Source organism: Corynebacterium testudinoris (assembly GCF_001021045.1).
Classification (GTDB): domain Bacteria; phylum Actinomycetota; class Actinomycetes; order Mycobacteriales; family Mycobacteriaceae; genus Corynebacterium; species Corynebacterium testudinoris.
Genome location: NZ_CP011545.1, coordinates 2,672,766 through 2,696,616 on the forward strand (window position 1 = coordinate 2,672,766; position 23,851 = coordinate 2,696,616).

Genomic DNA, 23,851 nt, shown 5'->3' on the forward strand with positions numbered 1-23,851 from the left:
CAGGTCTGGCTAGGCTGGTCCCATGAACAGCCCACATCGCAGCATCATCGTCGAAGAACACGACGGCTCCACCCGCACCCGCCTCGTCGCCGGGACCGAGGACATGCTCGGAGAGGGGGATGTGCTCATTGACGTCACCCATTCCAGCCTGAACTACAAGGACGCCATGGCACTGGCGGGCGATCGCGGGGTCGTGCGCACCCTTCCGCTCATCCCCGGCATCGACGTGGTCGGCGTCGTCGTCGAGTCCGAATCGCCCCGCTTCCATCCCGGCGATCGCGTGGTGGTCAACGGCGCTGGCCTCGGCGAGTTCCGTCACGGTGGCTTCACCACCCGTCTGCGTATCGACGCCGCGACGGCCATCGTCCTGCCCGAGTCCATGAGCTCACACCATGCGGCGGCCATCGGCACGGCCGGCTTCACCGCCGCGCTTTCCGTCCATGCCTTGCAGAAATATGGCATTCATCCCGGGGAAAACGTGCTGGTCACCGGCGCGACCGGGGGAGTGGGGTCGATCGCGGTGCACATGCTGGCCAACGCCGGGTATCGGGTGACGGCCTCCACCGGACGGGTCGAGGAATTCGATAGTCATTTGCGTGGGCTCGGAGCGTGGGAGGTCATCGACAGGGCTGAACTATCCAGCCCCGGACGTCCGTTGCAGAAGGCCCGGTTTGATGGGGTGGTGGACTCCCTTGGCTCCCATACCCTCGTCAACGCGCTGGCTATGACGCGCCGGAATGGCGTGGTCACGGCCTGTGGCCTGGCGCAGGGCCCCGACCTGCCCGCCACGGTGCTTCCGTTCATCCTCCGCGCGGTCAACCTCGTTGGCATCAATTCGGTTGATGCCGATTTGTCCGAGCGGATCGACCGGTGGAAGGAGCTGGACGAGCAGGTTGACCGTTCCGTCCTCGACCGCCTGACCAGCACTGTCACCCTGGACGAGGTGATTGAGGCTGGCCGGGATCAGCTCGCCGGCAAGCGCAGCGGTCGGACGGTCGTGGAGATCAATTAGTTGATCACCAGGTTGATCATCCGACCCGGGATGACGATCTGCTTGCGGAGGTTCTTGCCCTCGAGGTGAGCGACAACGTTCGGCTCGGCGAGGACCCGCTCCATGATGGTCTCCTCGGTGGCGTCCGCGGGAATGACGACGCGGGCGCGGACCTTGCCGTTGATCTGGACGGGTAGTTCGATCTCGTCGTCGACAAGCCATTTTTCGTCGTAGGTGGGGAAGTCGACGAAGGTGACCGTGTCGGTGTGCCCGAGGCGCTTCCACAGTTCCTCGGCGATGTGCGGGGCGACAGGGGAGACCATGATGACCAGTGGTTCGACTGCAGCGAAGGGGACTTCCTGCGGGTAGGTCTTGGTCAGGTAGTTGACGTACTCGATGAGCTTGGCCACGACGGTGTTCACGCGCAGGTTAGCGTAATCATCACGCACGCCCTCAATGGTGCGGTGCAGGTACTTGTTGTCCTCATCGCTGAGTGCGGCGTCAGTGGTCACAATGTCACCGGTCGACTCGTCGACGATGAGGCGCCACAAGCGCTGGAGGAAACGCTGCGCGCCAACGACGTCCTTGGTGGCCCACGGGCGGGAGGTATCGAGGGGTCCCATGGCCATCTCGTACACGCGCAGGGTGTCGGCGCCGTAGTTGTCGCAGATGTCATCGGGGGCGACGGCATTTTTCAGGGACTTGCCCATCTTGCCGTACTCCTGGGTGACCTCTTCGCCCTGGTAGAAGAATTTTCCATCCTTCTCCGTGACCTCCTCGGCGGGGACGTACACCCCGCGAGCGTCGGTGTACGCGAAAGCCTGGATGTAACCCTGGTTGTACAGGCGACGGTAGGGCTCGATGGAGGTGACGTGGCCAAGGTCGAACAGGACCTTATGCCAGAAACGCGAGTACAGCAGGTGCAGCACGGCGTGCTCGACACCGCCGACGTAGAGGTCCACGCCGCCGCTGTCGCCGGGGAACTGCGGGCCGGTCCAGTAACGCTCGTTGTCAATGTCGACGAATTTTTCCGAGTTCGTCGGGTCGATGTAGCGCAGCTGGTACCAGGAGGATCCCGCCCACTGCGGCATGACATTGGTGTCGCGGGTGTACATCTGCGGGCCATCGCCTAGGTCGAGTTCGACCTCGACCCACTCGCGGGCCTTGGCCAACGGGGGCTGCGGCTCGGAATCGGCATCATTGGGGTCGAAGGACACGGGCTTGTAGTCAGCAACCTCGGGCAGCTCGACGGGCAGCATCGACTCGGGCAACGCGTGCGCGAGGCCGTCCTGGCTGTAGACGACGGGGAAGGGCTCGCCCCAGTAGCGCTGGCGGGCGAAGAGCCAATCGCGCAGTTTGTACTGGATCTTCTCCACGCCCAGGCCAGCGGCACTGAGCCACTCAATGGTCTTCTCGATCGCGTCGGCCTGGCTCAGGCCGTTGATGTCTAGGCCCTCGGCGCTGGAGGAGTTGAAAACGATGCCGTCCTCGGAGACGACCTCGATGATGGGCAGGCCGAAGGCGGTGGCGAATTCATGGTCGCGGGCGTCGTGCGCGGGGACGGCCATGATGGCGCCGGTGCCGTATCCGGTGAGGACGTAGTCGGCGATGAAGATCGGAATCTGCGCACCATTGACGGGGTTGACGGCGTAGGCGCCGAGGAACACGCCGGTCTTGTCCTTGTTTTCCTGGCGTTCCAGGTCGGACTTCGCGGCGATGGAGGCGCGGTAGGCGGCGACGGCCTCGGCCGGAGTCGCCTCACCCGCGGTCCACCGCGGGTCGATGCTGTCGAAGGATCCGGTGCCACCTGCTACGAGGGCGTCGACAAGCTCGTGTTCAGGGGCCAGCACCATGTAGGTCGCGCCGAACAGGGTGTCGGGGCGGGTGGTGAAGACGGTGAGCGTGTGGCCCTGCGCGCTGAAGTCGACCTCGGCGCCGCGGGAACGGCCGATCCAGTTGCGTTGCATGGACTTGACCTTGTCGGGCCAGTCGAGCAGCTCGAGATCATCGATAAGCCGGTCGGAGTAGGCGGTGATGCGCATCATCCACTGCGACAATTGCTTGCGGAAGACGGGGAAGTTGCCCCGCTCCGAGCGACCGTCGGCAGTGACCTCCTCGTTCGCCAGGACCGTGCCCAGGCCGGGGCACCAGTTGACCATGGAGTTCGAGCGGTACACCAGGCGGTATTCGTCGACAGCTTGCTGCTTCTCGACGGCCGTCAGCTCACCGTAGGCACGCCCATCCGGCGTCGGCAGCTCGCCTGCCTCCAACAGCGGGATCAGCTCCGAGATGGGGCGGGCCTTCTGCTGCTCCTTATCAAACCAGGAGTTGTAAATCTGCAGGAAGATCCACTGGGTCCACCGGTAGAACTCCGGATCGGTCGTGGCGATGGAACGTCGCTGATCATGCCCCAGTCCGAGCAATCCGAGCTGGCGGCGCATGTTCTCAATGTTGGCCATCGTGGTCGTCCGCGGGTGGGTGCCCGTCTGGATGGCGTACTGCTCGGCGGGCAAGCCGAAGGCGTCATAGCCAAAGGCGTGCAGAACATTCTTGCCCAGCATGCGGTTGAAACGCGCGTACACATCCGTGGCGATGTAGCCCAGCGGGTGCCCCACGTGCACACCAGTGCCGGAAGGGTAGGGGAACATGTCCTGGACGAAGAGCTTGTTTTCCGGGAGCGAGCTGCCGTCCGCTGGCGCGAGGTCACCGACGGGGTTCGGCGCATTGAACGTGCCGTTGTCGGTCCAATACTGCTGCCAGGCCTGCTCGATCTGGTTCGCGAGCTGCGGCGTGTAGCGGAAAGCGGGAGTAGATTCGCTCGGGTTTGTCATGGTTAAGCAGTCTAGTCGGCGGGGAACCATTGCAGCGGCACGCGGGTGAAGTAGAGGCCCTGGGTCTCGCGTTCCCACAGGAGGCCGAGGGTGCCATCGGGCAGCTGGGTCATGCATTGATAGACGTAATGCTTCGGGTTGAAGGTCCGCGCGATGGGCCACGTCGCACCGTCGTCCCTGCTCAGCCGCAGCACTCCGCGCCCGCGGTAGGGGAGGAGCTGGGAGGCATTGGCGAAGACGAGTGCGTCGCCGAGGCGGATCGCATTGGGTTGGGAGAAGATCTCCGGCACATCATCAAGAAAGGTGATCTCCCCAAACGTCTCGCCACCATCCTCACTGACGGCGGCAGCCACCCGGCCGATCTCAGCTTGGTTGCGCATAAGCATGAGCACGGAGCCGTCCGCCCGCTCGACGATGGTGGATTCGTAGGTGGCGGTCTCGCCCCGCGGGGCTGAGCCCAGCGTCCAGGTGTGTCCGCCGTCGTCGGAATAGGCCACTGCGCACCGGAAATGGGCTCGGTTGGCGGTGGTGTTGAAGTACATCGGGATGAGCAGCCGGCCGCTGGCGAGTTGAATGCCGCAGCCGGGCGCCACCCCGAGGAAGATCATCGATTCGTCCTTGAGCTGCTGGTTGAGGTTCATCGGCTGGGACCAGGTGGCGCCATCGTCGTCAGAAAACACCATCTGCACGTAGGAGGTGCGCGCGGTCAGCGCCTGCCCCTCCGGCGCGACCTCCGCCGCAAGAAATGCCTCCGGGGGCGGGTCGGCATCGACGGTGCCATCAGAAAGCACATATCGTCCTTGCTTATCGACGCCCACCCCTTCCGCAGCGTTCGGCTGCCCAATCCCACCCGGGAAGTGGTCAAGGAGGGCGATGACTCGCCCAGAAGTCCGATCCTGCACGAGGCAGGAATCAGTCGCAGACGCCCCGAGCAGGCCCTCGCCCGGCCAAGACACAACGGTGCTCATCGACCCCCACGTGTCACCGCCGTCGAGGGAACGGCGCACGACGAAGTTAACGGCGTTGGGGGCATCATTGGGGATGGTTTCCCGCTGGTCAGCCCCCGCGATGACGACGCCAGAGGCGGTCGTGAGCAGCGAGGGGATGCGGTAACTGACGGCACCGTCGTAGCCAGAGTCGAAGAGGCAGCGAGTGTGGATCGGCGCGACGCCGCTGAGCCGCTTGAGCTGGGCGCCATTGAGGGGAACCGGGAAAATGGCGGCGTCGCGGACCTCACCCCACAGCCGCTCGCCTTTCGTATCCTGCCCGACCACGATCCGGTCCAGCCCCGCGGTGTCGGCGAAAAAGGCCCGGCCCGGCAGATGGGCGTCGAGGTAGCCGGAATGATAAATGTCGACGGCCCCGCCGGTGACGGTGATGGCCAGGTCGATCCACTCGCCATCGTCGAACCGCCCCGGGAGGGTGAAATCCCGCCAGGTGCCACGGTGAGTGAGGGTGCGGTAGTGGATGCCGGCGGCGTCGATAAGCACAGTAAGACGCTCCTCGCCGTCTCCGGCGGCGGCCAACACGGTGCCATATTGGCCCGGGCCGCGGACGCGGAAGCGCAGGACGATGGTGCCCGTGCGCAGCTCGACGACCTCGGCGACGTCGAAAGCATCGAGCTCCGCCGCCGCGAATTCGATGAGGGGGACGGGGTGGACGGCGCGGGCGAGGATCTCGGTCTCTGGGAGTTCGCCCTCGATCGTCTCGAGGCCGCGGACGGCCGGGGCGGGGTAGAGGTCATCGATGTTGCTGAGATCGGCGGTGGCGGAGAAGCACTGGTAGCCATCGACGAAGATGCGGGTGCCCGATTCGCCGGTGACAATGCCCAGGCTGTGCCAGATACCGTCGGCGAGGTTGGCGGTATCTTCCATGTCCAGAATGACGCCCGGCGCGGTGAGGTAGAGGGCGCCGCGGCGGAGTTCGAGGGTGAGTGCGGGGGAGTGGAGGAGGGGGCTGTCGGCGACGGTGCTGCGAAAATCACAGAGGATCGTGCGGGTCATCCACTTAGGGTAGGTTGAGCGCGCGCGTTAAGGTAGGGCTTATGTTAAAGCCGCTCTTCATCGCCATTGGCTGCCTCAGCCTGGCGTTGGGAGCGGCCGGAATCGTCTTACCAATCTTGCCGACGACCCCGTTCCTCCTGCTCAGCGCCTTCTGCTTCGCGCGCGGTTCGGAGCGCCTCCACTCGTACCTGCTCCACCATCGGATCTTTGGCAGGTACATCTCCAACTACTATCAGCACGCGATGTCGCCCCGAGACAAAGTGCGCACGTTGGTGGTCCTGTGGGTGGGCATCGGGCTGTCCGTGTGGCTCATGGGCATGCTGTGGCCGGGCGTGATGACAATCCTCATCGCCTCCGCGGTGACGGTGCACATTGTTCGGCTGAGCCCGCGACCGGAGAAAGACCCGGCCAGCGTTTAATAGAATGTCCCGTCATGACCCGAAGCAGCTCTTCCGAACGGTGGCGCGGGCTACCGGATCGACCTCCGGCGTGACCATCTACCTGCTGCTGGCCACGCTCGTCGGGTTCCTGGCGGTGCTGGCACTGCGGGGCCGGACGGGCATTTTATTCACTCTAGGTAGACAACTTAGTCTAGCCAGTGTTAGCCTGGGCTCCACGATCAAGAGCGTCAGCTACATCTGCCCCGGCACGCTGACCGGCAACCGTGTCTCGCACAACGGTGCTCCCCGAGGGAAGATCGGTCCGCGCGCTGCCCGAGCGGCTTCTCGCGCGCGGGAAACTTGCGACTCCCAGGAGGTTAATCCCCGCCATGACCCCCATTGATGTGCTGGCCCACGACGACAACTGGCTCACTTTCGCCCTCCACGACCGCCTCATGTCGATCTGGAACGACGACCCCGAAGCCGTGCGCCGCTTCCACCACGTAGCCCTGGGCCTCGATGAGGAGTTCACCGGATTTGGCCGGGCCTATCTCGACGCCGCGGCAAATGTGCTGCGGGTCTACGCCCCAGGCCAGGTCGCTGGCCCAGGGGAGGAGAGCATCATCGAGCTCACCCCCACCTGGCAGCAGGCTACTTGGAGTCAGACTCCCCGCTGATCGCCTGAGCGAGCTCGTCGGAGCCGTCCTCTTCCGAAACGGTCGGAGGGATCTTGCCCTTGGCGAACTTGTTCACGATCATGGCGATCGCGCCGTCGCCAGTGACGTTGGCTGCGGTGCCGAAGGAATCGACTGCGATGTACGCGGCAATCATGAGGGCGACCTGCGCATCATCGAAGCCGAGCATGGAACCCAGCAGGCCGACGGCGGCCATGATCGCGCCACCCGGGACACCCGGCGCGGCGATCATAGTGATGCCAAGCAGCAGGATGAAGCCGATCGCTAGGCCCGGGGAAACGTCGAGGCCCGACATGTAGACGATGGCGAAGGCGTAAAGCGTGATCTTCATCATCGAGCCAGCCAGGTGGATCGTCGCACAGAGGGGAACGACGAAGCCGGCCACGTTGGTCTCGACCTGGTTCTTCAGTGTCGAGGCGTAGGTGACGGGGATCGTCGCCGCGGAGGAGGAGGTACCCAGCGCGGTGGCATAGGCCGGCAGCATGTTCTTGAAGGCCACGAACGGATTGCGCCCGGCGATGGCTCCGGCCAGGGCGTATTGCAGCGTGAGGAACACAAAGGTCATGAGGACCGACAGCGCGAGTACCTTGCCGAAGGCGACCATCGTGTCCACAAGGTTGCCGTTCATACCCAGGGACAGGAACATACCGAAGATGAAGACGGGCAGCAGGGGAATGATGAAGCTGGAGATAACCTTCATCACGACGCGCTCCAAGTCACGCGAACCCTTGTACAGCGTGTCCGACTTCACCGACGTCATGGCCAGGCCCACGGCAAAGGCCAGGAGCAGGGCGGTCATGACGGCGAAGGGCGGGTCCATGACGATGCTGAAGTAGGGGGCCAGATCGCCCTCGCTGACATCGACGGCTTCGACCTCGCCCTGGTTGGCCAGCAGCCACGGGTACACGAGTTGGGCAGTGCCGTAGGCGATGAGGCCCGAGAGGATCGTCGAGAGATACGCGATGCCGGTGGTGATGCCAAGCCACTTGCCGGCCCCGCGACCCAGCCCGGCGATGGCCGGGGTGATCAAGGCAAAAATGAGAACCGGCACAAAGAAACCGAGGAAACCGCCAAAGAGGCTATTAAAGGTGGCGAAGACCCGGGCGAGCCAATCAGGGAAGAAGAAGCTGCAGATGATGCCCAGGATGATCGCGATGACCACCCTAAACAGCAGCGAAGAGGAAATGCGCTTGAGGTCCATACGTGGCCTCTTTCTTTTGGGCTGGACTAGTGTCGCACTTCAGGTTACTACCTGGATCTTTAAGATCATCGATTCTCCTGGCGCTCAGCAGGAGGGATAGACTGCAACCATGTTCGTCGTCGGTCTCATCTTCTTCGCACTCAGTGCTGTGTTGCTCATCGTCGGAGCGCTCGCCACCACCCGCCGCCTCCCCGGCAACTCGCTCATCGGGTTGCGCGTGCCGGAAGTGCGGAAATCGAAGGACATTTGGGATGGCGCGCACGCCGTCGCCGGCCCTTTTTGGCTCCTCGCCGCGCTCATCTTGCTCTTCGGTGGGTTCATCTCGTGGACGTTGAGCGGCTGGTGGTTCATCGTGTCGCTGTTCTTCCTCGTCGCGGCCGTCATGGCCGTGAGTGTGGGGGCGAACTCCGGCGCGCGGATGGCGGTGCTCATGGATGAACAAGCAACACAGGCCGAACAAGCTAGTGGGGGAGGGTGCGGCAACGACTGCAACTGCGGTAATTCCACCCCAGAGGCCACGCCGGAGAAGGTCGATCTGCAGGCGGTGCGCCGTGCGGCGGCCGCTTCCGATGAATAGTTGCTGAATAGTTGCGCTTCCCGCGCTGCGAGATTAACGTTTCATATTGTGAATAACACTCCTTCTTCCCGAAGCACCAACTGGTGGTGGCGCGCTTAATCGGCGTGCCACGTTTGTTGCAAATTCGGCCCGCCAGCTTCCATCGAAGCGTCGCGGGCCATTTTTCTCCCGGTCCACCACCCCGGGGGATACCTGGAATCCGGCGCAGAAGATGAGAGCAGGCAGCCTCTCCCCAGCCCAGCCCCCGTACTCCAGGAAGGCCAGATGAGCCCCTCATCTCCCCACGTCATCACTCGGAGCGTCCGCTACCACGCCGACGCCTCCGGCTTGTTCGCCCACATCGGTGGCACGAGCGCGCAGGATTCGCTCCTGTTGGAATCGGCCGACATCACCACTCGTTCGGGTATTTCTTCCGTGGCGGTCATCGCCGCGTCGGTGCGCCTGACCTGTCAGGGCTCGACGGTGACGGCGACGCCGTTGACGGCGTCGGGGACGCGGGTCGTCGATAAGCTCAATGAGCAGCTGGCCGCCTACGGCCGGGGACATTTCACCTTTCCGCAGGCCACGGCGGTCGATGAGCGCGAGCGGCTCACCGCGATCAGCGCCATCGAGCCGCTGCGAGCGCTGACCCGGGACGCGGGGTACGTCGACCCTTCGCACACGCTGCCCATGTTGGCGGGCGGGATCGCCTTCGATTTCCTGGAGACCTTCGAGCAGCTGCCGGCCGTGGCCGATGGCCCGAACACCTACCCGGATTATCAGTTCATCCTCGCGGAGATCGTCCTCACTATTCATCACCAGTCGCAGACCGCGACCCTCACGGCCGTCAGCTTCGACGATCCGGGGGTCGCCGAGCGCGTCGACGAGCTGGTGTCGCTTATCGACGCCGCCGAGCCCTCCACCGAGCACGCCTATCAGGTCACAGAACATCCAGAGGATGTTCTCCGCGTCGAGGCCGACATCGCCGATGACAAGTTCTGCTCCTGGGTCGAAGACCTCAAAGGAAACATTTATGACGGCGATATTTACCAGGTCGTGCCCGCCCGCACCTTCTCCGCGCCCTGCCCGGATGCCTTCGCGGCCTATCGGAAACTGCGCGAGACCAACCCGAGCCCGTACATGTTCTACCAGCGCGGGCTGGATGCCAGCGGCGAGGCGTATGAGTTGTTTGGTGCCTCCCCGGAATCCAACCTCAAGTTTGATTCCGCCACCCGCGAGGTGCAGCTGTACCCGATTGCCGGGACGCGCCCCCGCGGGATGAACCCGGATGGCACCATCAACGATGAGCTGGATATCCGCATGGAGCTGGAGCTACGCACGGATGCCAAAGAGATCGCCGAGCACACCATGCTCGTCGACTTGGCCCGCAATGACCTGGCGCGCGTCGCGGTACCGGCCACTCGCCGCGTCGCCGACCTGCTGCAAGTCGACCGCTATTCTCGCGTCATGCACCTCGTCTCCCGGGTGACCGCCACTCTCGATCCTTCCCTCGACGCGCTCGATGCCTATCGGGCATGCATGAACATGGGCACGCTGTCGGGTGCGCCGAAGATTCGCGCGATGGAGCTGCTGAGGGGCGTGGAAAAGCAACGCCGCGGCTCCTATGGCGGGGCGATTGGCTACCTGCGCGGCAACGGGGACATGGACAACTGCATTGTCATCCGATCCGCCTTCGTGCGCGGGGGAGTGGCCCACGTGCAGGCCGGCGCTGGCGTGGTCCGCGATTCCCACCCGCAGGCGGAAGCGGATGAGACGCTGCACAAGGCCTACGCCGTGCTCAACGCCATCGCCCTCGCATCCGGCTCAACCCTGGAGGTACTCCGATGACCCACATCGTGCTGGTGGACAACCAAGACAGCTTCGTTTACAACCTCGTCGACGCCTTCGTCGAGGCCGGGTTCCGCTGCACCGTCTTCCGCAACACCGTCTCCGTGGAAGATGTTCTGGCCGCCGAACCGGACCTCATCTGCCTCTCACCAGGCCCCGGCCACCCGCGCGACGCCGGAATCATGATGCCGCTCATCTCTGCGGTGCTGGGAAAGGTGCCGTTGCTGGGGATTTGCTTGGGCTTCCAGGCGCTTCTCGACGCCCACGAGGGCACCGTCGAGCCCTGCGGCCCCGTCCACGGCGTGTCCGTGCCCATGCGGTTGACCGACGTCGGCGTCCAGCATCCGGTCTTCGCCGGAATGACTATCGACGCCGGCCCGGACCTACCCGGCGTCATCGGCCGGCTAGTGCCCGTCGCTCGCTATCACTCGCTGGGATGCGCATCCATTCCCCCCGGGATGGTGTCGTTGGCAACCACGAAGACGGACTTAGGCGATGTCGTCATGGCCGCCGAAACCACCGATGGCATGGCCATGGGACTGCAGTTCCACCCCGAGAGCATCCTCAGCCCGCAGGGCCCCATCATGCTTAGTCGATGTGTCGAACAATTATTGGATAATGCGAACAAGGAAGGCACCCACTAAATGACCAGCGACAAGACCCTTCAGACGCTGATTAGCTACCTGGACAATCCCTCTCCGACGTTGGACGAGGCCGTCGCCGCCTTCACCCCTTTGACCGTGGGTGACTACGACGATGTCCACATCGCCGCCCTCCTGGCCACCATCCGCACCCGCGGTGAAACCTTCTCCGACATCGCCGGTGCCGCCAAGGCATTCCTTAATGCCGGCCGCCCGTTCCCGGTGAGCGGGAAGGGCGTGCTGGACACCGCGGGCACCGGCGGCGACGGCGCCAACACCATTAACATCACCACCGGCGCCTCACTAGTGGCTGCCGCCGGTGGGCTCAAGGTGGTGAAGCACGGTAACCGCTCCGTCTCCTCCAAGTCCGGGTCCGCCGACGTCTTGGAGGCGTTGAACATTCCGCTCGACCTGGATCCCGACCGGGCGGTCCGCCAATTCGAGTCCTCCGGCTTCACCTTCCTCTTCGCTCCCGCCTACAACCCGGCGGTCGCGCACGTGCAGCCGGTGCGCAAGGCCCTCAAGGTACCGACGTTGTTCAATGTCCTCGGCCCCCTCCTCTCGCCGGTGCGCCCCGAATTTCAGATCATGGGCGTGGCCAACCCCGACCAGGGCCAGATGATCCTCGAAGTGTTCCGCGAGCTTGGCCGCTCCCGAGCCCTCGTGGCCCACGGTTCCGGCACCGATGAAATCGCTGTCCACGGACCCACCACCATCTGGGAACTAGCCGAGGATGGTTCCATGTCGAACTACACCGTCACACCCGCTGACCTCGGTGTTCGGGAGTGGCCCCTCAGTGATCTGGTTGGCGGCGATGGCGTGGAGAACGCCGCCCACATGCGCGCGATCTTCGACGGGAGTGGCCCCCAAGCCCACCGCGACGCCCTAGCCGTTAACGCCGCCGGTATGTTCTACCTCAACTCGCGGGTGGATTCCCTCCGCGAGGGCACAGAGTTGGCGCTGCAATTGATCGACGATGGCACCGTCAAGAATTGGCTCGCCCGCCACGAAGGGACTGATTACAGTGTCTAAGTTGCCCACCGTCCTAGAGGGAATTGTCACCGGGCGCCGAGGTCACCTGCCGGAGATCCGCGCGCGGCTGGCCCACGTCGACGTCGATTCCTTACCGCGATCGAATCGCTCGCTCTTCCATGCTCTCCAGGGGCGGGGGATGGGAGTAGCGGCACCGGCATTCATCATGGAATGCAAGTCATCGTCGCCCTCCCTCGGCCTCATCCGGGAGCATTACGAGCCCGGCGCGATTGCCCGCATCTATTCTCGCTATGCCTCGGCGATCTCGGTTCTGTGCGAGCCCGACCGCTTCGGTGGGGACTACGATCACCTCGCGACCGTTGCCGCCTCGACGCACCTGCCGGTGTTGTGCAAGGACTTCATCATCGACGAGGTCCAGGTGCACGCCGCCCGCTACTTCGGTGCGGATGCGATCTTGCTCATGCTCTCGATTCTTTCCGACGAGGAATACCGGGCGTTTGCTGCGGTGGCTCAGCGCTATGACCTGGATATTCTCACCGAGGTGATCGATGAGTCCGAGGTGTCCCGCGCGGTAGCGCTGGGAGCGAAGATCATCGGCATCAACCATCGGAACTTGCATGACCTCAGCATTGATCTCGATCGTTCGGCCCGGCTGGCGGCCTTGCTGCCGTCGGATGCCGTCGTGGTGTCTGAGTCGGGCATCCGTGACAATGAGACGGTCCGTGCCCTGTCGGCGCATTCCCATGCCTTCCTCGTCGGCTCGCAGCTGACCAGCCAGCCAGACATCGACCTGGCCGCCCGCCGCCTAGTGTTCGGGGATAACAAGGTCTGTGGCCTCACCTCGACTTCGGCAGCGCAGGCCGCCCGGGCCGTCGGCGCCGTCTATGGCGGGTTGATCTTCGAGGACTCTTCACCGCGCAATGTTTCACGTGAAACAGCCCGCAATATCATCGCCCACGAGCCGGGCCTCATCTACGTTGCCGTCTCCCGCCGAACCAGTGGCTACGCCGAACTCATCCAAGACGGCATCGGCGTTGTCCAAGTTCACGCCCCCTACCAAGGGTCAACAGAAGCCGAGATTGCGCTTGTCGACGCCGTCACCGCCGAGGTCCCCGATACCGTCCAGGTATGGCGCGCCGTCAGCATGACGGGCAACCACGACGGCGCCGCTCTCGCCGCCGCGCTCATTGACGGCGATGCCGTGGACGGCATCGTGTTAGACGCCGGAGACGGTGGGACCGGGACGAGCTTCGCATGGACGAAGATCCCAGACGTGGTCAAACAGCACAGCTTCCTCGCCGGCGGCCTCAACCTCGACAACCTCACGGAGGCCCTGGCCGTCGGTTGCTACGGCCTCGACCTCAACTCCGGCGTCGAGTACCCCGACCAGCCGGGACGCAAGGACTCCGGCGCCCTCCGACGCGCCTTTGACATCATCCGCAGCTACGCACCAGCCTAGGAATCACCATGACCGATCATCTTTCCCACGACACCTTGCTTCCGGCCTACTTCGGCGAATTCGGCGGACAATTCGTCCCCGAATCCCTCATTCCCGCCCTTGACCAGCTGGAACAGGCCTTCGTTGACGCGCAGAACGATCCCGCCTTCCGAGCCGAGCTCGCGGGCTACCTGCGTGACTACCTCGGACGGCCGACCCCCCTCACCGAATGCTCCAACCTGCCACTAGCCGGAAAAGGCAAGGGGTACGCGCGGATCTTCCTCAAACGCGAGGACCTCGTGCACGGCGGCGCCCACAAGACCAACCAGGTGATCGGCCAGGCCCTCCTAGCCAAGCGGATGGGCAAGACCCGCATCATCGCCGAGACCGGCGCGGGACAACACGGCACAGCCACCGCCCTCGCCTGCTCCCTGCTCGGACTCGACTGCGTGATCTACATGGGTGCCAAGGACGTCGAACGACAACAACCCAACGTCTTCCGCATGAAGCTCATGGGCGCGCAGGTCATCCCCGTCGACGCCGGTTCCGGCACGCTCAAGGACGCCGTCAACGAAGCCCTCCGCGACTGGACCGCCACCTTCCATGAGTCCCACTACCTCTTGGGCACCGCGGCCGGCCCACATCCCTTCCCAACGATCGTGCGCGATTTCCACCGCGTCATCTCCGAGGAGGCGAAAGCCCAGATGAAGGAGCGCGTCGGTGGCTTGCCCGACGTCGTCGTCGCCTGCGTCGGCGGCGGCTCCAACGCCATCGGTATGTTCGCGGACTTCATCGACGACGACAGCGTCGAACTCGTCGGGGCAGAACCCGGCGGCCTGGGCCTGGATTCCGGCAAGCACGGCGCCACCATCGCCAATGGGCAAATCGGCATCCTGCACGGTGCGCGCAGCTACCTCATGCGCAATTCCGACGGCCAGGTGGAGGAGTCTTACTCCATTTCCGCCGGCCTGGACTACCCCGGAGTTGGCCCACAGCATGCCCACCTGCATGACACTGGCCGGGCGACTTACGTCGGGATCACCGACGCCGAAGCTCTCGAAGCCTTCCAACTGCTTTCCCTCCACGAGGGCATCATTCCCGCCCTCGAGTCCTCCCACGCCTTGGCCTATGCCCTCAAGCGCGCCGCTCTGGCCGAGGAGAAGGGTGAAAACCTCACCATCCTCGTGTCCCTATCAGGCCGTGGCGATAAGGACGTCGACCATGTGCGCCGCACCCTCGAAGAGAATCCCGAGCTCGTGCTCCAGAAGGAGAAGTAACCATGTCTAGCCGCTACGATCAGCTCTTCTCCGCCCTCGACGCCCGTGGGGAGGGCGCCTTCGTCCCCTTCATCATGCTCGGTGACCCGACCCCGGCTGACGCGCTGGAGATCATCCGCACCGTCGTCGAGGCGGGTGCCGATGCCCTCGAACTCGGCGTCCCCTTCTCCGATCCGGTTGCCGACGGCCCCACGATCCAGCGATCCCACATCCGCGCCCTCGACGGGGGAGTGACCGTCAACGATGCCCTCGCGCAAATCCGCACGATCCGCGCCGAGTTCCCCGACCTCCCGCTTGGCATGCTCGTCTACGGAAACGTGCCCTTTACCCGCGGAATCGACACCTTCTACCGCGAGTTCGCCGAGGCAGGAGCAGATTCCATCTTGCTTCCCGACGTCCCCGTCCGCGAAGGTGAGCCCTTCGCCGCCGCCGCCATGGAGGCTGGGATTGATCCCATCTTCATCGCCCCAGCCCAGGCGGCAGAGAAGACGCTGGAAGGCGTGGCTACCCACTCACGCGGCTACATCTACGCCGTCTCTCGCGACGGCGTCACCGGCACCGAGCGTGAGTCTTCCGTGACTGGCCTGGAAGAGGTGGTGGGGAACGTCAAGAAACACGGCGGGGCTCCCATCCTCCTAGGATTTGGCATCTCCAGCCCTTCCCACGTGCGCGACGCCATCGCCGCCGGGGCAGCGGGGGCGATCTCCGGCTCCGCAATCACAAAGATCATTGACCGCTACGTCGCCGGCGAGCACCCCTCGCCAGGGAGGGTGACCGATATGCCAGTCCTGAAAGAGGAGCTGAGGTCATTTGTGGCGGCAATGAAGGCCGCCACCGTGCGTTAGCTACTCCACGCGGGTGTTCAAGCCCGTGCGCATTGTGTTGGGATCTGCCTCCGGGGTGGGCTCAGTGAGGTAGACCTCCCAGCACGGCATATCGGGGCGGTAGCCTTCCTCCGTGAGGGCGTCGGTGAAGGATTCCCACGCCCCCTTGAGTCCGTCGTAGGCGCCCACGTACAGCATCGTGGCAACCTTGCCTCCGGGAAGTTCAGAAGGCTCGATGAAGATGGGCTTTCCATCCGCGCCAGGAATCTCGATAGCTTGGGGGAGGGCAACTTCCACTGGTACTCCGACCTCGATGTCGCAGTGTTGCCAGTCATCGGAGAAGCGGGAATACATCGCGAACGGTGCGCCCATCGGCGAGATACCGGCAGTCTCGATGAGCGGGCCCAAGGCGGCGAACGTGGCGTCAAAGATGGGCTCGAGAGCATTCATGGGGGCATTCTCTACCCGGACGATTGCGGTGGAGACGGCGCGGGCTTCGTCAACGCTGAAGTCAGTCATGGTGGTAGGGCCTTTCGTGGAGGGCAGGGTGGTTACCGCCGAGGGTACCTGGGTTGGAAGTTCGTGGACGAGGCTTTTGACTTTCTCTAGCAACCATGGTTGACAGCCTGTGGTTAGCAAACTAGGTTGCTAACCATGAGCAGCACGGACCTCACCGCATCAGCCAGCGACACCACCAACCCCCGGGAGGGCCTCCAGGCGATCGCCTCCCTGCGACTACTTGTCGATTCCCTCGAACTCCAGCAAGTAGAAGCTGCCTTGCGGGCGGGAATGAGCTGGTCGGACATTGCTTCATCCCTTGGTGTCTCACGTCAAGCCGTTCACAAGAAATACAGCAAGCGAATCGACCCACGCATCGAAGTCCCTAGGAGGCGACGAGGATGAAGAGCTTATACCTGGCAACGAAGAGCTACCGCGAGCTAGTGATCCTGGCAGAGGATGAAAAACGCCGGGCGGGGCACCCGGAGATCGATGTCGAGCATCTCTTTCTCGCATTGCTCGGAGTTGGGGAGCGGTGACAAATACCCTCAACTCACGCGGGATAGCCTTGGCCAGCGCGCGCGAGGCATTCGCCTCCGCTCACCGACAGAGGATCGCATCGTTGGGGCTCACACCGCCAACAAACTCTGCTCCGGCCGGGATCCCGCCCGCTGCGCCGGGACGTCCATGGCACTTTCGGGAGGGCGTCCGGGACATGCTCTTGGCTGCTCACAACTCTCCTCAGCCGGACGTGGCACTCTTCCGTACTTTAGTGGCCGAGCACACCGGACTCGTCATCTCGATGCTCAACTCATTTGGCGTGGACCCTGAGTCGCTGATCTTCGCCGCCTCCGATACCGACACGACCAATACTCGGTCACAGGAGTATCGGCGCTTCGTTCCCGCGACTCCAGATGAGGTGTGGTCGCTGCTCTCGGACCCTGATCGCTGGCTGGAGTGGAATAGCGTCGAGTTCAAACGGTGCGAGAGGGCTGACTTTGGTGTCATTCGAGCATACCCCCCGCTCCGACTCACGGCACCGGACCACCATCTCCGAGTTGATTGTTAGGCGTTACACCCCGACAACTGCCATTGAGTGGGAACGCACCTTCCCAGAGGTGGAGGGGGCGGCTATTCAGCTCTTCATGGTGACGCTTGAGCCGAGCGGACCGGGTGGCACGGAACTAACTCTGTCGACTTCATTCCTGGCTGGTTCTCGTCGGCAGCTCGGAATTGCCTCATCGTTGGCCGCACCTCTCCGTAGACTGCTGCGGCCGTTGACCGTGCGCAGCTTTCTCCGGTCCAAAGCGGATAACATTTCCCAAGCTCTCCGCTCTTGATTCCTTTCCCCTTTCACTGTCGCCAGCGTAAAATCGGCCTTACCCAGCAGCAACGAGCAGAAGCTCTGGCCCATAGTGACCGCAAAGCGTGGAAGGTGCAAGCATCTGGCGGTAGGGGAGGCTGACTCAAGCTCCCAGCATCAAGCGCCCAGGCTCTTGAAATTGTTTCACGTGAAACATGAGGAGCTGAACCAGTATGAGTCCGGTTATCAACGTCGAGCATCTCAGCAAGCGCTTTGGCGCCTTCCAGGCCCTCGATGGCTTCAACTTGGCCGTGGAGCAGGGGAGTATCCATGGCTTCCTCGGACCCAACGGCTCAGGCAAATCGACGACTATACGCATCTTGCTCGGCGTCCTCCACCCCAGTTCCGGGGTAGCGACCGTGCTGGGTAGCGACCCGAGGCAGAATCCGGCGGTACTGAAGAAGGTCGGATACGTCCCCGGGGACGTCGCTCTCTGGCCCGGGCTCACCGGCCGGGAGGTCTTCCGAGCCATGGAATCACTACGCGGTTCCGCAGTCGATACCCGGCGCGAAGAGGAACTCATTGAGGCCTTCAAACTCGATCCGGACAAGAAGACTCGTGACTACTCCACGGGTAACCGTCGCAAAGTCGGGCTCATCGCCGCGTTGTCGTTCGGTGCGGAGGTGCTCATCTTGGATGAACCGACCGCAGGGCTCGATCCGCTCATGGAACAAGTCTTCATCAAAGAAGTACGCAAGGAGCGCGACAATGGTGCGACCGTACTGCTGTCCAGCCACATCATGAGCGAAGTAGAGAAGCTTTGCGATGCCGTCACTGTCATCAAAGATGGCCGCACCGTCGAAGCCGGAACCATCGAGCAACTTCGGCATCTTTCCGCACATGAGATCACCGCCATAGTCTCCCACCCCACGCCATCCCTGCGGACCCTACCGAACGCCGAATTCGAAGGAGAGCGCTTCCACGTCACCGCCGCCAAAGACGACGTCTCGAGAATTCTGCGCCTCATTTTGGATAGTGGGGGAGAGGACATCACTGCCACTCCGGCGAGCTTAGAGTCCCTGTTTCTCAGCCACTACGGGGAGGCCGTGCCGTGATCGCTCTCAATCTGCGGGTACGTCGAGTATTCATTCTGGTCTGGAGCGTGTGCCTATGGCTCTTCCTCGCCAGCTTCCCTCCCGCATACGAGTCGTACTACCCGACGATGGAGTCCCGGGAGGCCTTCACCGCCGGGATGCAATCAAACCTCGGCATGGTGGCCATCTACGGTTCCCTTCATTCTCCCGTTTCCTTAGGCCAGATCGTGATGTGGGAGGCGGGCTCTCAGATCCTGCTCCTGGGTTCCATCATGTCCGTGATTCTCCTTGTGGGGTTGGCCAGGCGCTCAGAGCACCTCGGATTCACCGAGCTCGCCCTGTCCGCCGGAATCGCACGCCGCGCCCCTGTGGTGGCAGCCATGGCGACCACTGCGCTGGTGTCAGCCTTCGTGGGCGCCGGGTCGACTCTCGTCCTGACGGGTAGCTCGCTGTATATCGACGAGCTTCCCATCGATGGCGCCATCGCCTTCGGCCTCAATCTCACCCTGACCATGATCGGTTCTTCGCTGCTGGCCCTGTTAGCCCTGCTGATGGTCAACAACCCCGCGAGTCTCACCAGGGTCGGCGTTCTCACCGTGGCAGTGTCGTTCATCATTCGCTCGGTCGCGGACAGCAAAGAGATCAGCTGGCTCAACTGGATCAGTCCCCTCGGCTGGAAACAGATCGTGGCAGCCTACAGCGACAACAACTTTCTCAATGCGGGACTGCTCGCAGTAGTGTGTCTGATGCTCGCGGGCACGTTGTATGTGGCCGAAGCCAAGCGAGAATACGAGCGGGGGCTAGTTCAGCTGCCCGAGCGCACGACCAAGCGCACCCGCGTGGTCCGCAACCTCGTCCATCTTCAATGGGTATTGCATCGCGGGACGGTACTCACGTGGGCGGCCGTCATCGCCGGCATTACCGGGATGTTCCTGGCCCTCACCGGATCGCTATCGGAATGGATGTCGGGCGACCCAGCGGTGGGAAAGGTCTTCGAAGACCTGTTTAATGAGGGGGATTTGAAGACGGAGTTCATCCGCTACACCGCGAAATTGTGCGGAATTTTGGTGGCCGTTGCTGGGGTGCAGAGCATCATCAGCCAACACGGCGCGGAGAGGGACGGCACCGCGGAGCTGATGAGGTCCACCGGTGTCCGTCGCTGGGCTCCGCTCGGCTCCCTCTCAGTGATAGGCGTTGCGAGCGTCGTCATGGGCACCCTCGCGCTCTATGCCGGTGGCGCGGCGGGACTGGCCTCCGAGCAAAACAGCACGGCGGCGGACTTCGAGGCACTTCTTCCCAGTGCTCTTTCCCAACTTGCACCAGCACTCCTCCTCACGGCTCTCGCGGTGTTCATCGTCGGGTTGACTCCGCACCTGTCCTACTTCTCGTGGGCGCCGGTAGCCATCGCGTCCATCCTCACCCTCTTCGGACCGCTGTTTAAACTCCCCACGTGGCTCATCGAGCTGTCTCCCTTTGAACATGAGGTGACCGCTCTTCAGAACAGCTGGAGTGTTCATGTCGGGTTTGTCGCGGTGTCGCTCACTCTCATCGCCGTTGGATTGTGGGGAGCCAACCGCCGGGAGCTCCTCTAGCGCGCAGTGTTTCACGTGAAACAATGGAACGATGACGACGGATAGATTCTCCCGCGCGACCGGACGACATGCTACGGATTGGCGAGCCCTCATGGAGAGTCGGGCTACCGAACTAGGCCAAGGGATCCAGGAGCTCAGCCACCAGGAGATGGTGGCTATCGCACAATCCGAGGGAGCGACCGATTGGTGGGCTCAGGGGATCGCCGTGGAAGTAGAGCGCCTCATCGGACGCCGAGAAGTTGGACAAACAGTCACGGGCTCTATCAATGCCGGGGTCTCGAAGACGGTGCCAGGGGAGTGGAAGGAAATCTTCGAGAGCTTCCACTCCTTCATGACGGTGGGAGGCGCGACCCTGCTGCCCTCTGCGGCAACCGGAGAGCCGACCACATCAGCAACCGAGAAGTGGCGCTATTGGCGCTGTTCATTTGCGGACGGATCTAGAGCCACTCTTGATTGCTCAGACGCCTCGCGCAACCACCAACCCAAGGCACGACTGAGCATCAAACACGATGGCTTGGCCTCCATGGCTGACCGAGATGCCACAAAGTCACATTGGAAAGCGGTACTCAACGACTTCGCCAAAACTTTATCGTCACAGTGACGTTGATAGATATCACTCCGATGCGTCGCTTCGTTTCGTCACGTATCGTCACTCTCATCGAGCAGATGCGTACCGTACTACTATTTTCAGTATGAGCGAAGCATCCACACCTCCGACCACCCGTTGCACCCGACGCATGTTCTTGCTCGGAACGGCGACCACCGTGGCGGGTGCATTTCTCGCCGCCTGCGGTTCGGAAGCACCTGCAGAGGTTGCGGCACAAGAGGTTCCGGTGGGGAGCGCGATCATCGTTGACAAATACATCATCGCTCAACCGACGGCGGGCACCTACGTGGCATACTCCACCACCTGCCCGCATCAGAACAATCCCATTACCGAAGTCGAGGGTGACACGGTTCGCTGCACCGTCCACAATTCGGTGTTCAAGATTTCCGACGGCTCGGTTGTCTCGGGCCTCGCCCGAGACCCACTGACCACCAAGACACTTAAGCAGGAGGGTGACTCTCTGGTCGTCGGCTAGCGATAGCCGAGTCAAGGATGGTGGGGATCACCCCGCCTGCCCGCAGGAGCTGAACTTCCATGTCGGTCTCGATCGCCGCGGTCGTCGAAAAGCTCCAATTACCGGATTCGCTGTGGACGGAGACATTGATGGGGGAGCGGGGTGCGACGTGCTCAGCCTGAATTTCCAGGCGATCGCCCGGACTCAGCCCGTCGAGCCGCAGGCGGATGTCCGATGACACCGTCAACGGCACAATTCCCATACCGATGAGGTTGGAGCGGTGGATCCGCTCGAAGCTCGTGGCGAGCACGGCCCGCACCCCGAGGAGGTGCTGAACCTTCGCCGCCCAATCACGAGAAGATCCCATGCCGTAACGCTCACCGGCGATAACGACGACGGGAATGCCCTCCTGCTGATAGCGCTGCGCAGCCTCCCACACCGACATGACCTGCCCAGAAGGACCGTGCACCGTCGTAGCCGTACCAGCCCCAGGAGCCAAGGAGTTGCGGAGAGATTTCGCATGAAAGGCACCACGCGCCATGACCTCCCAATTGCCTCGCCGCGAAGCAAAAACGTTGAGGTCATCGCGGTCCTCTCCGCGTGCCACCAGAAAATCGGCGATAAAACTGTCACGGGGAATCGCGCTAGCAGGCGAAATGTGATCGGTGGTGACATCGCTGCCAAGCACCATCAGCGGGTGAGCGAGATACGTCCCGAGCAAACTGCCGCTGGCCTTGCGCGCGAAAGGAGGAGGCCGCAACATGGTGGAATCCTCATCCCAGGGAAAAAGGTCGCCGGTGGGCGCCTCAATCTCCTGCCACAGCCGACTGTCCGAGGCCGTGCGGAAGTCACGCAGATAGTCATCGGGATCGATGGCCTCGCTGAGAACATGATCGATCTCCTCCGAAGATGGCCACAAGTCCCGCACATACACCGGACGGCCCTCACGATCTGTGCCCAAGGGATCTGATGACACATTCGTAGCAGCGTCACCGGTAAGCGCATAGGCAATGACCATCGGCGGACTCATGAGCAACCCTAATTCCAGGTCAGGGTGCACACGCCCGGGAAAGTTGCGATTTCCGGAGAGCACCGCCACTGGCTGAGACGTCCCCGCCCGCAATGACCTAGCGATCATCTCCGGTAGGGGACCGGAGTTGCCAATGCAGGTGGCGCAGCCAAATCCTACGATGTCGAAGCCCACTGCCGCGAGATCGTCGAGCAGCCCGGCACGCTCGAGGAAGGACACCGCTGCCGGTGACCCGGGCGCCAGCGAGGTTTTGACCCATTCCGGTGGCCGAAGACCACGGCGGCGAGCTGTTCGCGCCAGGAGACCGGCAGCGATGAGGAGGCGGGCGTCGGAAGTGTTAGTGCAGCTGGTGATCGATGCCAGGGCGATCGGGAATTCCGGGAGGTCAGGATCACGTTCCGCTGGGAACGTTTCACTTCTTAGTGCATGAGGAACTTGCTCGATCGACAACAGGTCCTGCGGACGGCGGGGCCCCGCCACGCTCGTGCGAATAGCAGAGAGGTCAATGAGAATCTCACGAGAGTATTCGGGGCAGTTCTCCGGCTCGAACCAAAGTCCAGCGGGTTGGAGGTAGTCACGAACGAGCTGCTGGGCGGAGGCCGGCCGCCCGGTCAGGCGGAGGTAGTCAATCACCGCCTCGTCCGCGGGAAAATAGCCAGTGGTAGCTCCATATTCCGGTGCCATATTGGCGACGACCGCGCGATCCCCAACACTGAGGGAGGCGACACCGGGGCCAAAAAACTCGACAAAAGCTCCCGCTACACCCAGGCGGCGCAGCTCATTGGTCACCACGAGCGCCAGATCTGTAGAGAGAACGCCTGGGCGAAGCGCCCCCGTCAGCTTCACACCGACCACATCGGGGATCTTAAGTGTCGTGGGGAAACCGAACATCACCGACTCGGCCTCTAAGCCGCCGATACCCCAGCCCAGAACTCCAAGCCCGTTGATCATGGGCGTGTGACTGTCGGTCCCCAACATCATGTCGGGATAGACCCACGGCTCGCCTTCCATCTGCCCGGAAGTAACCACGGTGGCCAATTGCTCCAGGTTGATGGTGTGCATGATGCCGGTACCGGGCGGGTTGATGTGGATATTGTTCAGGGCAGACGAAGCCCATTTGAGAAACCGATAGCGCTCGCGATTGCGGCGAATCTCCGTGCGGATGTTCTTGCCAGGAGCATCTGCCGTTCCGTAGTGCTCAACGGCGAGGGAATGGTCTACCGAGATCTCAACAGGCAGCAGGGGATTGATAGACGTGGGATCGACACCGGACAATGCCAGGGCGTCCCGCATGGCTGCCATGTCCACCAGAGCTGGCGTACTGGTGGTGTCATGCATGAGAAGCCGGCTTGGGGAGTAGTGGATCTCTGCGTCGCTGGTGCGCTGATGGATCCAGCCGCGGACAGCGGACAGCATTGACGAGCGATCGGGTTCGGGGGCGCGCCGGGCGATGTTCTCCGCGAGGAGGCGCAGCACGGTCGGCCATCTCCGGTAGTCCGGGCCCAGGGTGTCACTGGCCGAGTAGTACCGGTGAGCAACGCCAGCGACGGTCAGGGTGCGGGTAGGTACCGTCACGAGGACTCCAATCACGTTAT

Annotated in this window: 22 protein-coding genes and 1 riboswitch; of the genes, 16 read left to right on the forward strand and 6 right to left on the reverse strand. The window is 63.0% G+C overall.

Features of this window, described 5'->3' with window-relative positions; genetic code table 11:
- Positions 1 to 22 precede the first annotated feature (22 nt).
- The gene (locus tag CTEST_RS12755) at positions 23 to 1,012 is read left to right on the forward strand and encodes an MDR family oxidoreductase (RefSeq protein WP_047254062.1); all 990 of its coding nucleotides are present in this window, start codon (positions 23 to 25) and stop codon (positions 1,010 to 1,012) included.
- Here CTEST_RS12755 and leuS read toward each other — a convergent pair.
- Both leuS and CTEST_RS12765 read right to left on the reverse strand, forming a co-directional pair.
- Complete coding sequence (gene leuS, locus CTEST_RS12760; RefSeq protein WP_047254063.1) at positions 1,009 to 3,822, reverse strand: leucine--tRNA ligase; 2,814 nt, start codon at positions 3,820 to 3,822, stop codon at positions 1,009 to 1,011. The two genes, CTEST_RS12755 and leuS, sit on opposite strands and share 4 nt — an antisense overlap.
- Positions 3,823 to 3,833: 11 nt before the next feature.
- Entirely contained in the window at positions 3,834 to 5,825 is a 1,992-nt protein-coding gene (locus CTEST_RS12765; protein ID WP_047254064.1) for an exo-alpha-sialidase, read from the reverse strand.
- A 41-nt stretch (positions 5,826 to 5,866) separates the two neighbouring features.
- On the opposite strand from CTEST_RS12765, the gene CTEST_RS12770 reads away from it, so the two are divergent.
- Both CTEST_RS12770 and CTEST_RS12775 read left to right on the forward strand, forming a co-directional pair.
- Complete coding sequence (locus tag CTEST_RS12770) at positions 5,867 to 6,244, forward strand: YbaN family protein (RefSeq protein WP_047254065.1); 378 nt, start codon at positions 5,867 to 5,869, stop codon at positions 6,242 to 6,244.
- 198 nt (positions 6,245 to 6,442) lie between these two features.
- Positions 6,443 to 6,572, forward strand: a riboswitch (SAM riboswitch).
- Between the two features lie 22 nt (positions 6,573 to 6,594).
- Positions 6,595 to 6,882: a hypothetical protein gene (locus CTEST_RS12775; protein ID WP_047254066.1), complete on the forward strand. Its 288-nt coding sequence runs from the start codon at positions 6,595 to 6,597 to the stop codon at positions 6,880 to 6,882.
- Here the strand turns inward: CTEST_RS12775 and CTEST_RS12780 are convergent.
- Entirely contained in the window at positions 6,857 to 8,101 is a 1,245-nt protein-coding gene (locus CTEST_RS12780) for a dicarboxylate/amino acid:cation symporter (protein ID WP_047254067.1), read from the reverse strand. The genes CTEST_RS12775 and CTEST_RS12780 overlap by 26 nt on opposite strands.
- A 109-nt stretch (positions 8,102 to 8,210) precedes the next feature.
- On the opposite strand from CTEST_RS12780, the gene CTEST_RS12785 reads away from it, so the two are divergent.
- The 7 genes from CTEST_RS12785 (at position 8,211) to trpA (ending at position 15,699) form a co-directional block, all read left to right on the forward strand.
- Positions 8,211 to 8,678, forward strand: coding sequence for an SdpI family protein (locus tag CTEST_RS12785; RefSeq protein WP_047254068.1), 468 nt, complete (start codon positions 8,211 to 8,213; stop codon positions 8,676 to 8,678).
- 264 nt (positions 8,679 to 8,942) lie between these two features.
- Positions 8,943 to 10,505, forward strand: a complete 1,563-nt coding sequence (locus CTEST_RS12790; RefSeq protein WP_047254069.1) for an anthranilate synthase component 1 — start codon at positions 8,943 to 8,945, stop codon at positions 10,503 to 10,505.
- Entirely contained in the window at positions 10,502 to 11,149 is a 648-nt protein-coding gene (locus tag CTEST_RS12795; RefSeq protein ID WP_047254070.1) for an anthranilate synthase component II, read from the forward strand. The genes CTEST_RS12790 and CTEST_RS12795 overlap by 4 nt, the downstream gene beginning before the upstream one ends.
- On the forward strand, positions 11,150 to 12,178 hold the full coding sequence (gene trpD, locus CTEST_RS12800; protein WP_047254071.1) for an anthranilate phosphoribosyltransferase: 1,029 nt from the start codon (positions 11,150 to 11,152) through the stop codon (positions 12,176 to 12,178).
- Positions 12,165 to 13,598 carry a bifunctional indole-3-glycerol-phosphate synthase TrpC/phosphoribosylanthranilate isomerase TrpF gene (gene trpCF / locus CTEST_RS12805; protein WP_047254470.1) on the forward strand — a complete coding sequence of 478 codons (1,434 nt, stop codon included), beginning with the start codon at positions 12,165 to 12,167 and terminating at the stop codon, positions 13,596 to 13,598. The genes trpD and trpCF overlap by 14 nt, the downstream gene beginning before the upstream one ends.
- A gap of 8 nt (positions 13,599 to 13,606) precedes the next feature.
- Positions 13,607 to 14,854, forward strand: coding sequence for a tryptophan synthase subunit beta (gene trpB, locus CTEST_RS12810; RefSeq protein ID WP_083985630.1), 1,248 nt, complete (start codon positions 13,607 to 13,609; stop codon positions 14,852 to 14,854).
- A gap of 2 nt (positions 14,855 to 14,856) precedes the next feature.
- Complete coding sequence (gene trpA / locus CTEST_RS12815) at positions 14,857 to 15,699, forward strand: tryptophan synthase subunit alpha (protein WP_047254073.1); 843 nt, start codon at positions 14,857 to 14,859, stop codon at positions 15,697 to 15,699.
- On the opposite strand, the gene CTEST_RS12820 is transcribed toward trpA, so the two are convergent.
- Positions 15,700 to 16,197, reverse strand: a complete 498-nt coding sequence (locus CTEST_RS12820; protein ID WP_047254074.1) for a GyrI-like domain-containing protein — start codon at positions 16,195 to 16,197, stop codon at positions 15,700 to 15,702.
- A 135-nt stretch (positions 16,198 to 16,332) separates the two neighbouring features.
- On the opposite strand from CTEST_RS12820, the gene CTEST_RS13470 reads away from it, so the two are divergent.
- The 5 genes from CTEST_RS13470 (at position 16,333) to CTEST_RS12835 (ending at position 20,165) form a co-directional block, all read left to right on the forward strand.
- On the forward strand, positions 16,333 to 16,581 hold the full coding sequence (locus CTEST_RS13470; protein WP_083985631.1) for a hypothetical protein: 249 nt from the start codon (positions 16,333 to 16,335) through the stop codon (positions 16,579 to 16,581).
- Complete coding sequence (locus CTEST_RS13475) at positions 16,578 to 16,715, forward strand: Clp protease N-terminal domain-containing protein (RefSeq protein WP_083985633.1); 138 nt, start codon at positions 16,578 to 16,580, stop codon at positions 16,713 to 16,715. Before CTEST_RS13470 ends, CTEST_RS13475 begins: the two co-directional genes overlap by 4 nt.
- Before the next feature lie 176 nt (positions 16,716 to 16,891).
- Complete coding sequence (locus CTEST_RS12825) at positions 16,892 to 17,245, forward strand: SRPBCC family protein (protein WP_047254075.1); 354 nt, start codon at positions 16,892 to 16,894, stop codon at positions 17,243 to 17,245.
- A gap of 467 nt (positions 17,246 to 17,712) precedes the next feature.
- Positions 17,713 to 18,594 (forward strand): ABC transporter ATP-binding protein, encoded by an 882-nt coding sequence (locus tag CTEST_RS12830; RefSeq protein WP_047254076.1) that lies wholly within the window; start codon positions 17,713 to 17,715, stop codon positions 18,592 to 18,594.
- Positions 18,591 to 20,165, forward strand: coding sequence for a hypothetical protein (locus tag CTEST_RS12835; RefSeq protein WP_047254077.1), 1,575 nt, complete (start codon positions 18,591 to 18,593; stop codon positions 20,163 to 20,165). The genes CTEST_RS12830 and CTEST_RS12835 overlap by 4 nt, the downstream gene beginning before the upstream one ends.
- 112 nt (positions 20,166 to 20,277) lie before the next feature.
- Here the strand turns inward: CTEST_RS12835 and CTEST_RS13935 are convergent, their stop codons facing one another.
- Positions 20,278 to 20,412, reverse strand: coding sequence for a hypothetical protein (locus CTEST_RS13935; protein WP_260452630.1), 135 nt, complete (start codon positions 20,410 to 20,412; stop codon positions 20,278 to 20,280).
- A gap of 490 nt (positions 20,413 to 20,902) precedes the next feature.
- On the opposite strand from CTEST_RS13935, the gene CTEST_RS12845 reads away from it, so the two are divergent.
- The gene (locus tag CTEST_RS12845) at positions 20,903 to 21,247 is read left to right on the forward strand and encodes a Rieske (2Fe-2S) protein (protein WP_201774853.1); all 345 of its coding nucleotides are present in this window, start codon (positions 20,903 to 20,905) and stop codon (positions 21,245 to 21,247) included.
- On the opposite strand, the gene acnA is transcribed toward CTEST_RS12845, so the two are convergent.
- On the reverse strand, positions 21,213 to 23,831 hold the full coding sequence (gene acnA / locus CTEST_RS12850) for an aconitate hydratase AcnA (protein ID WP_236686102.1): 2,619 nt from the start codon (positions 23,829 to 23,831) through the stop codon (positions 21,213 to 21,215). The two genes, CTEST_RS12845 and acnA, sit on opposite strands and share 35 nt — an antisense overlap.
- Positions 23,832 to 23,851: the final 20 nt, after the last annotated feature.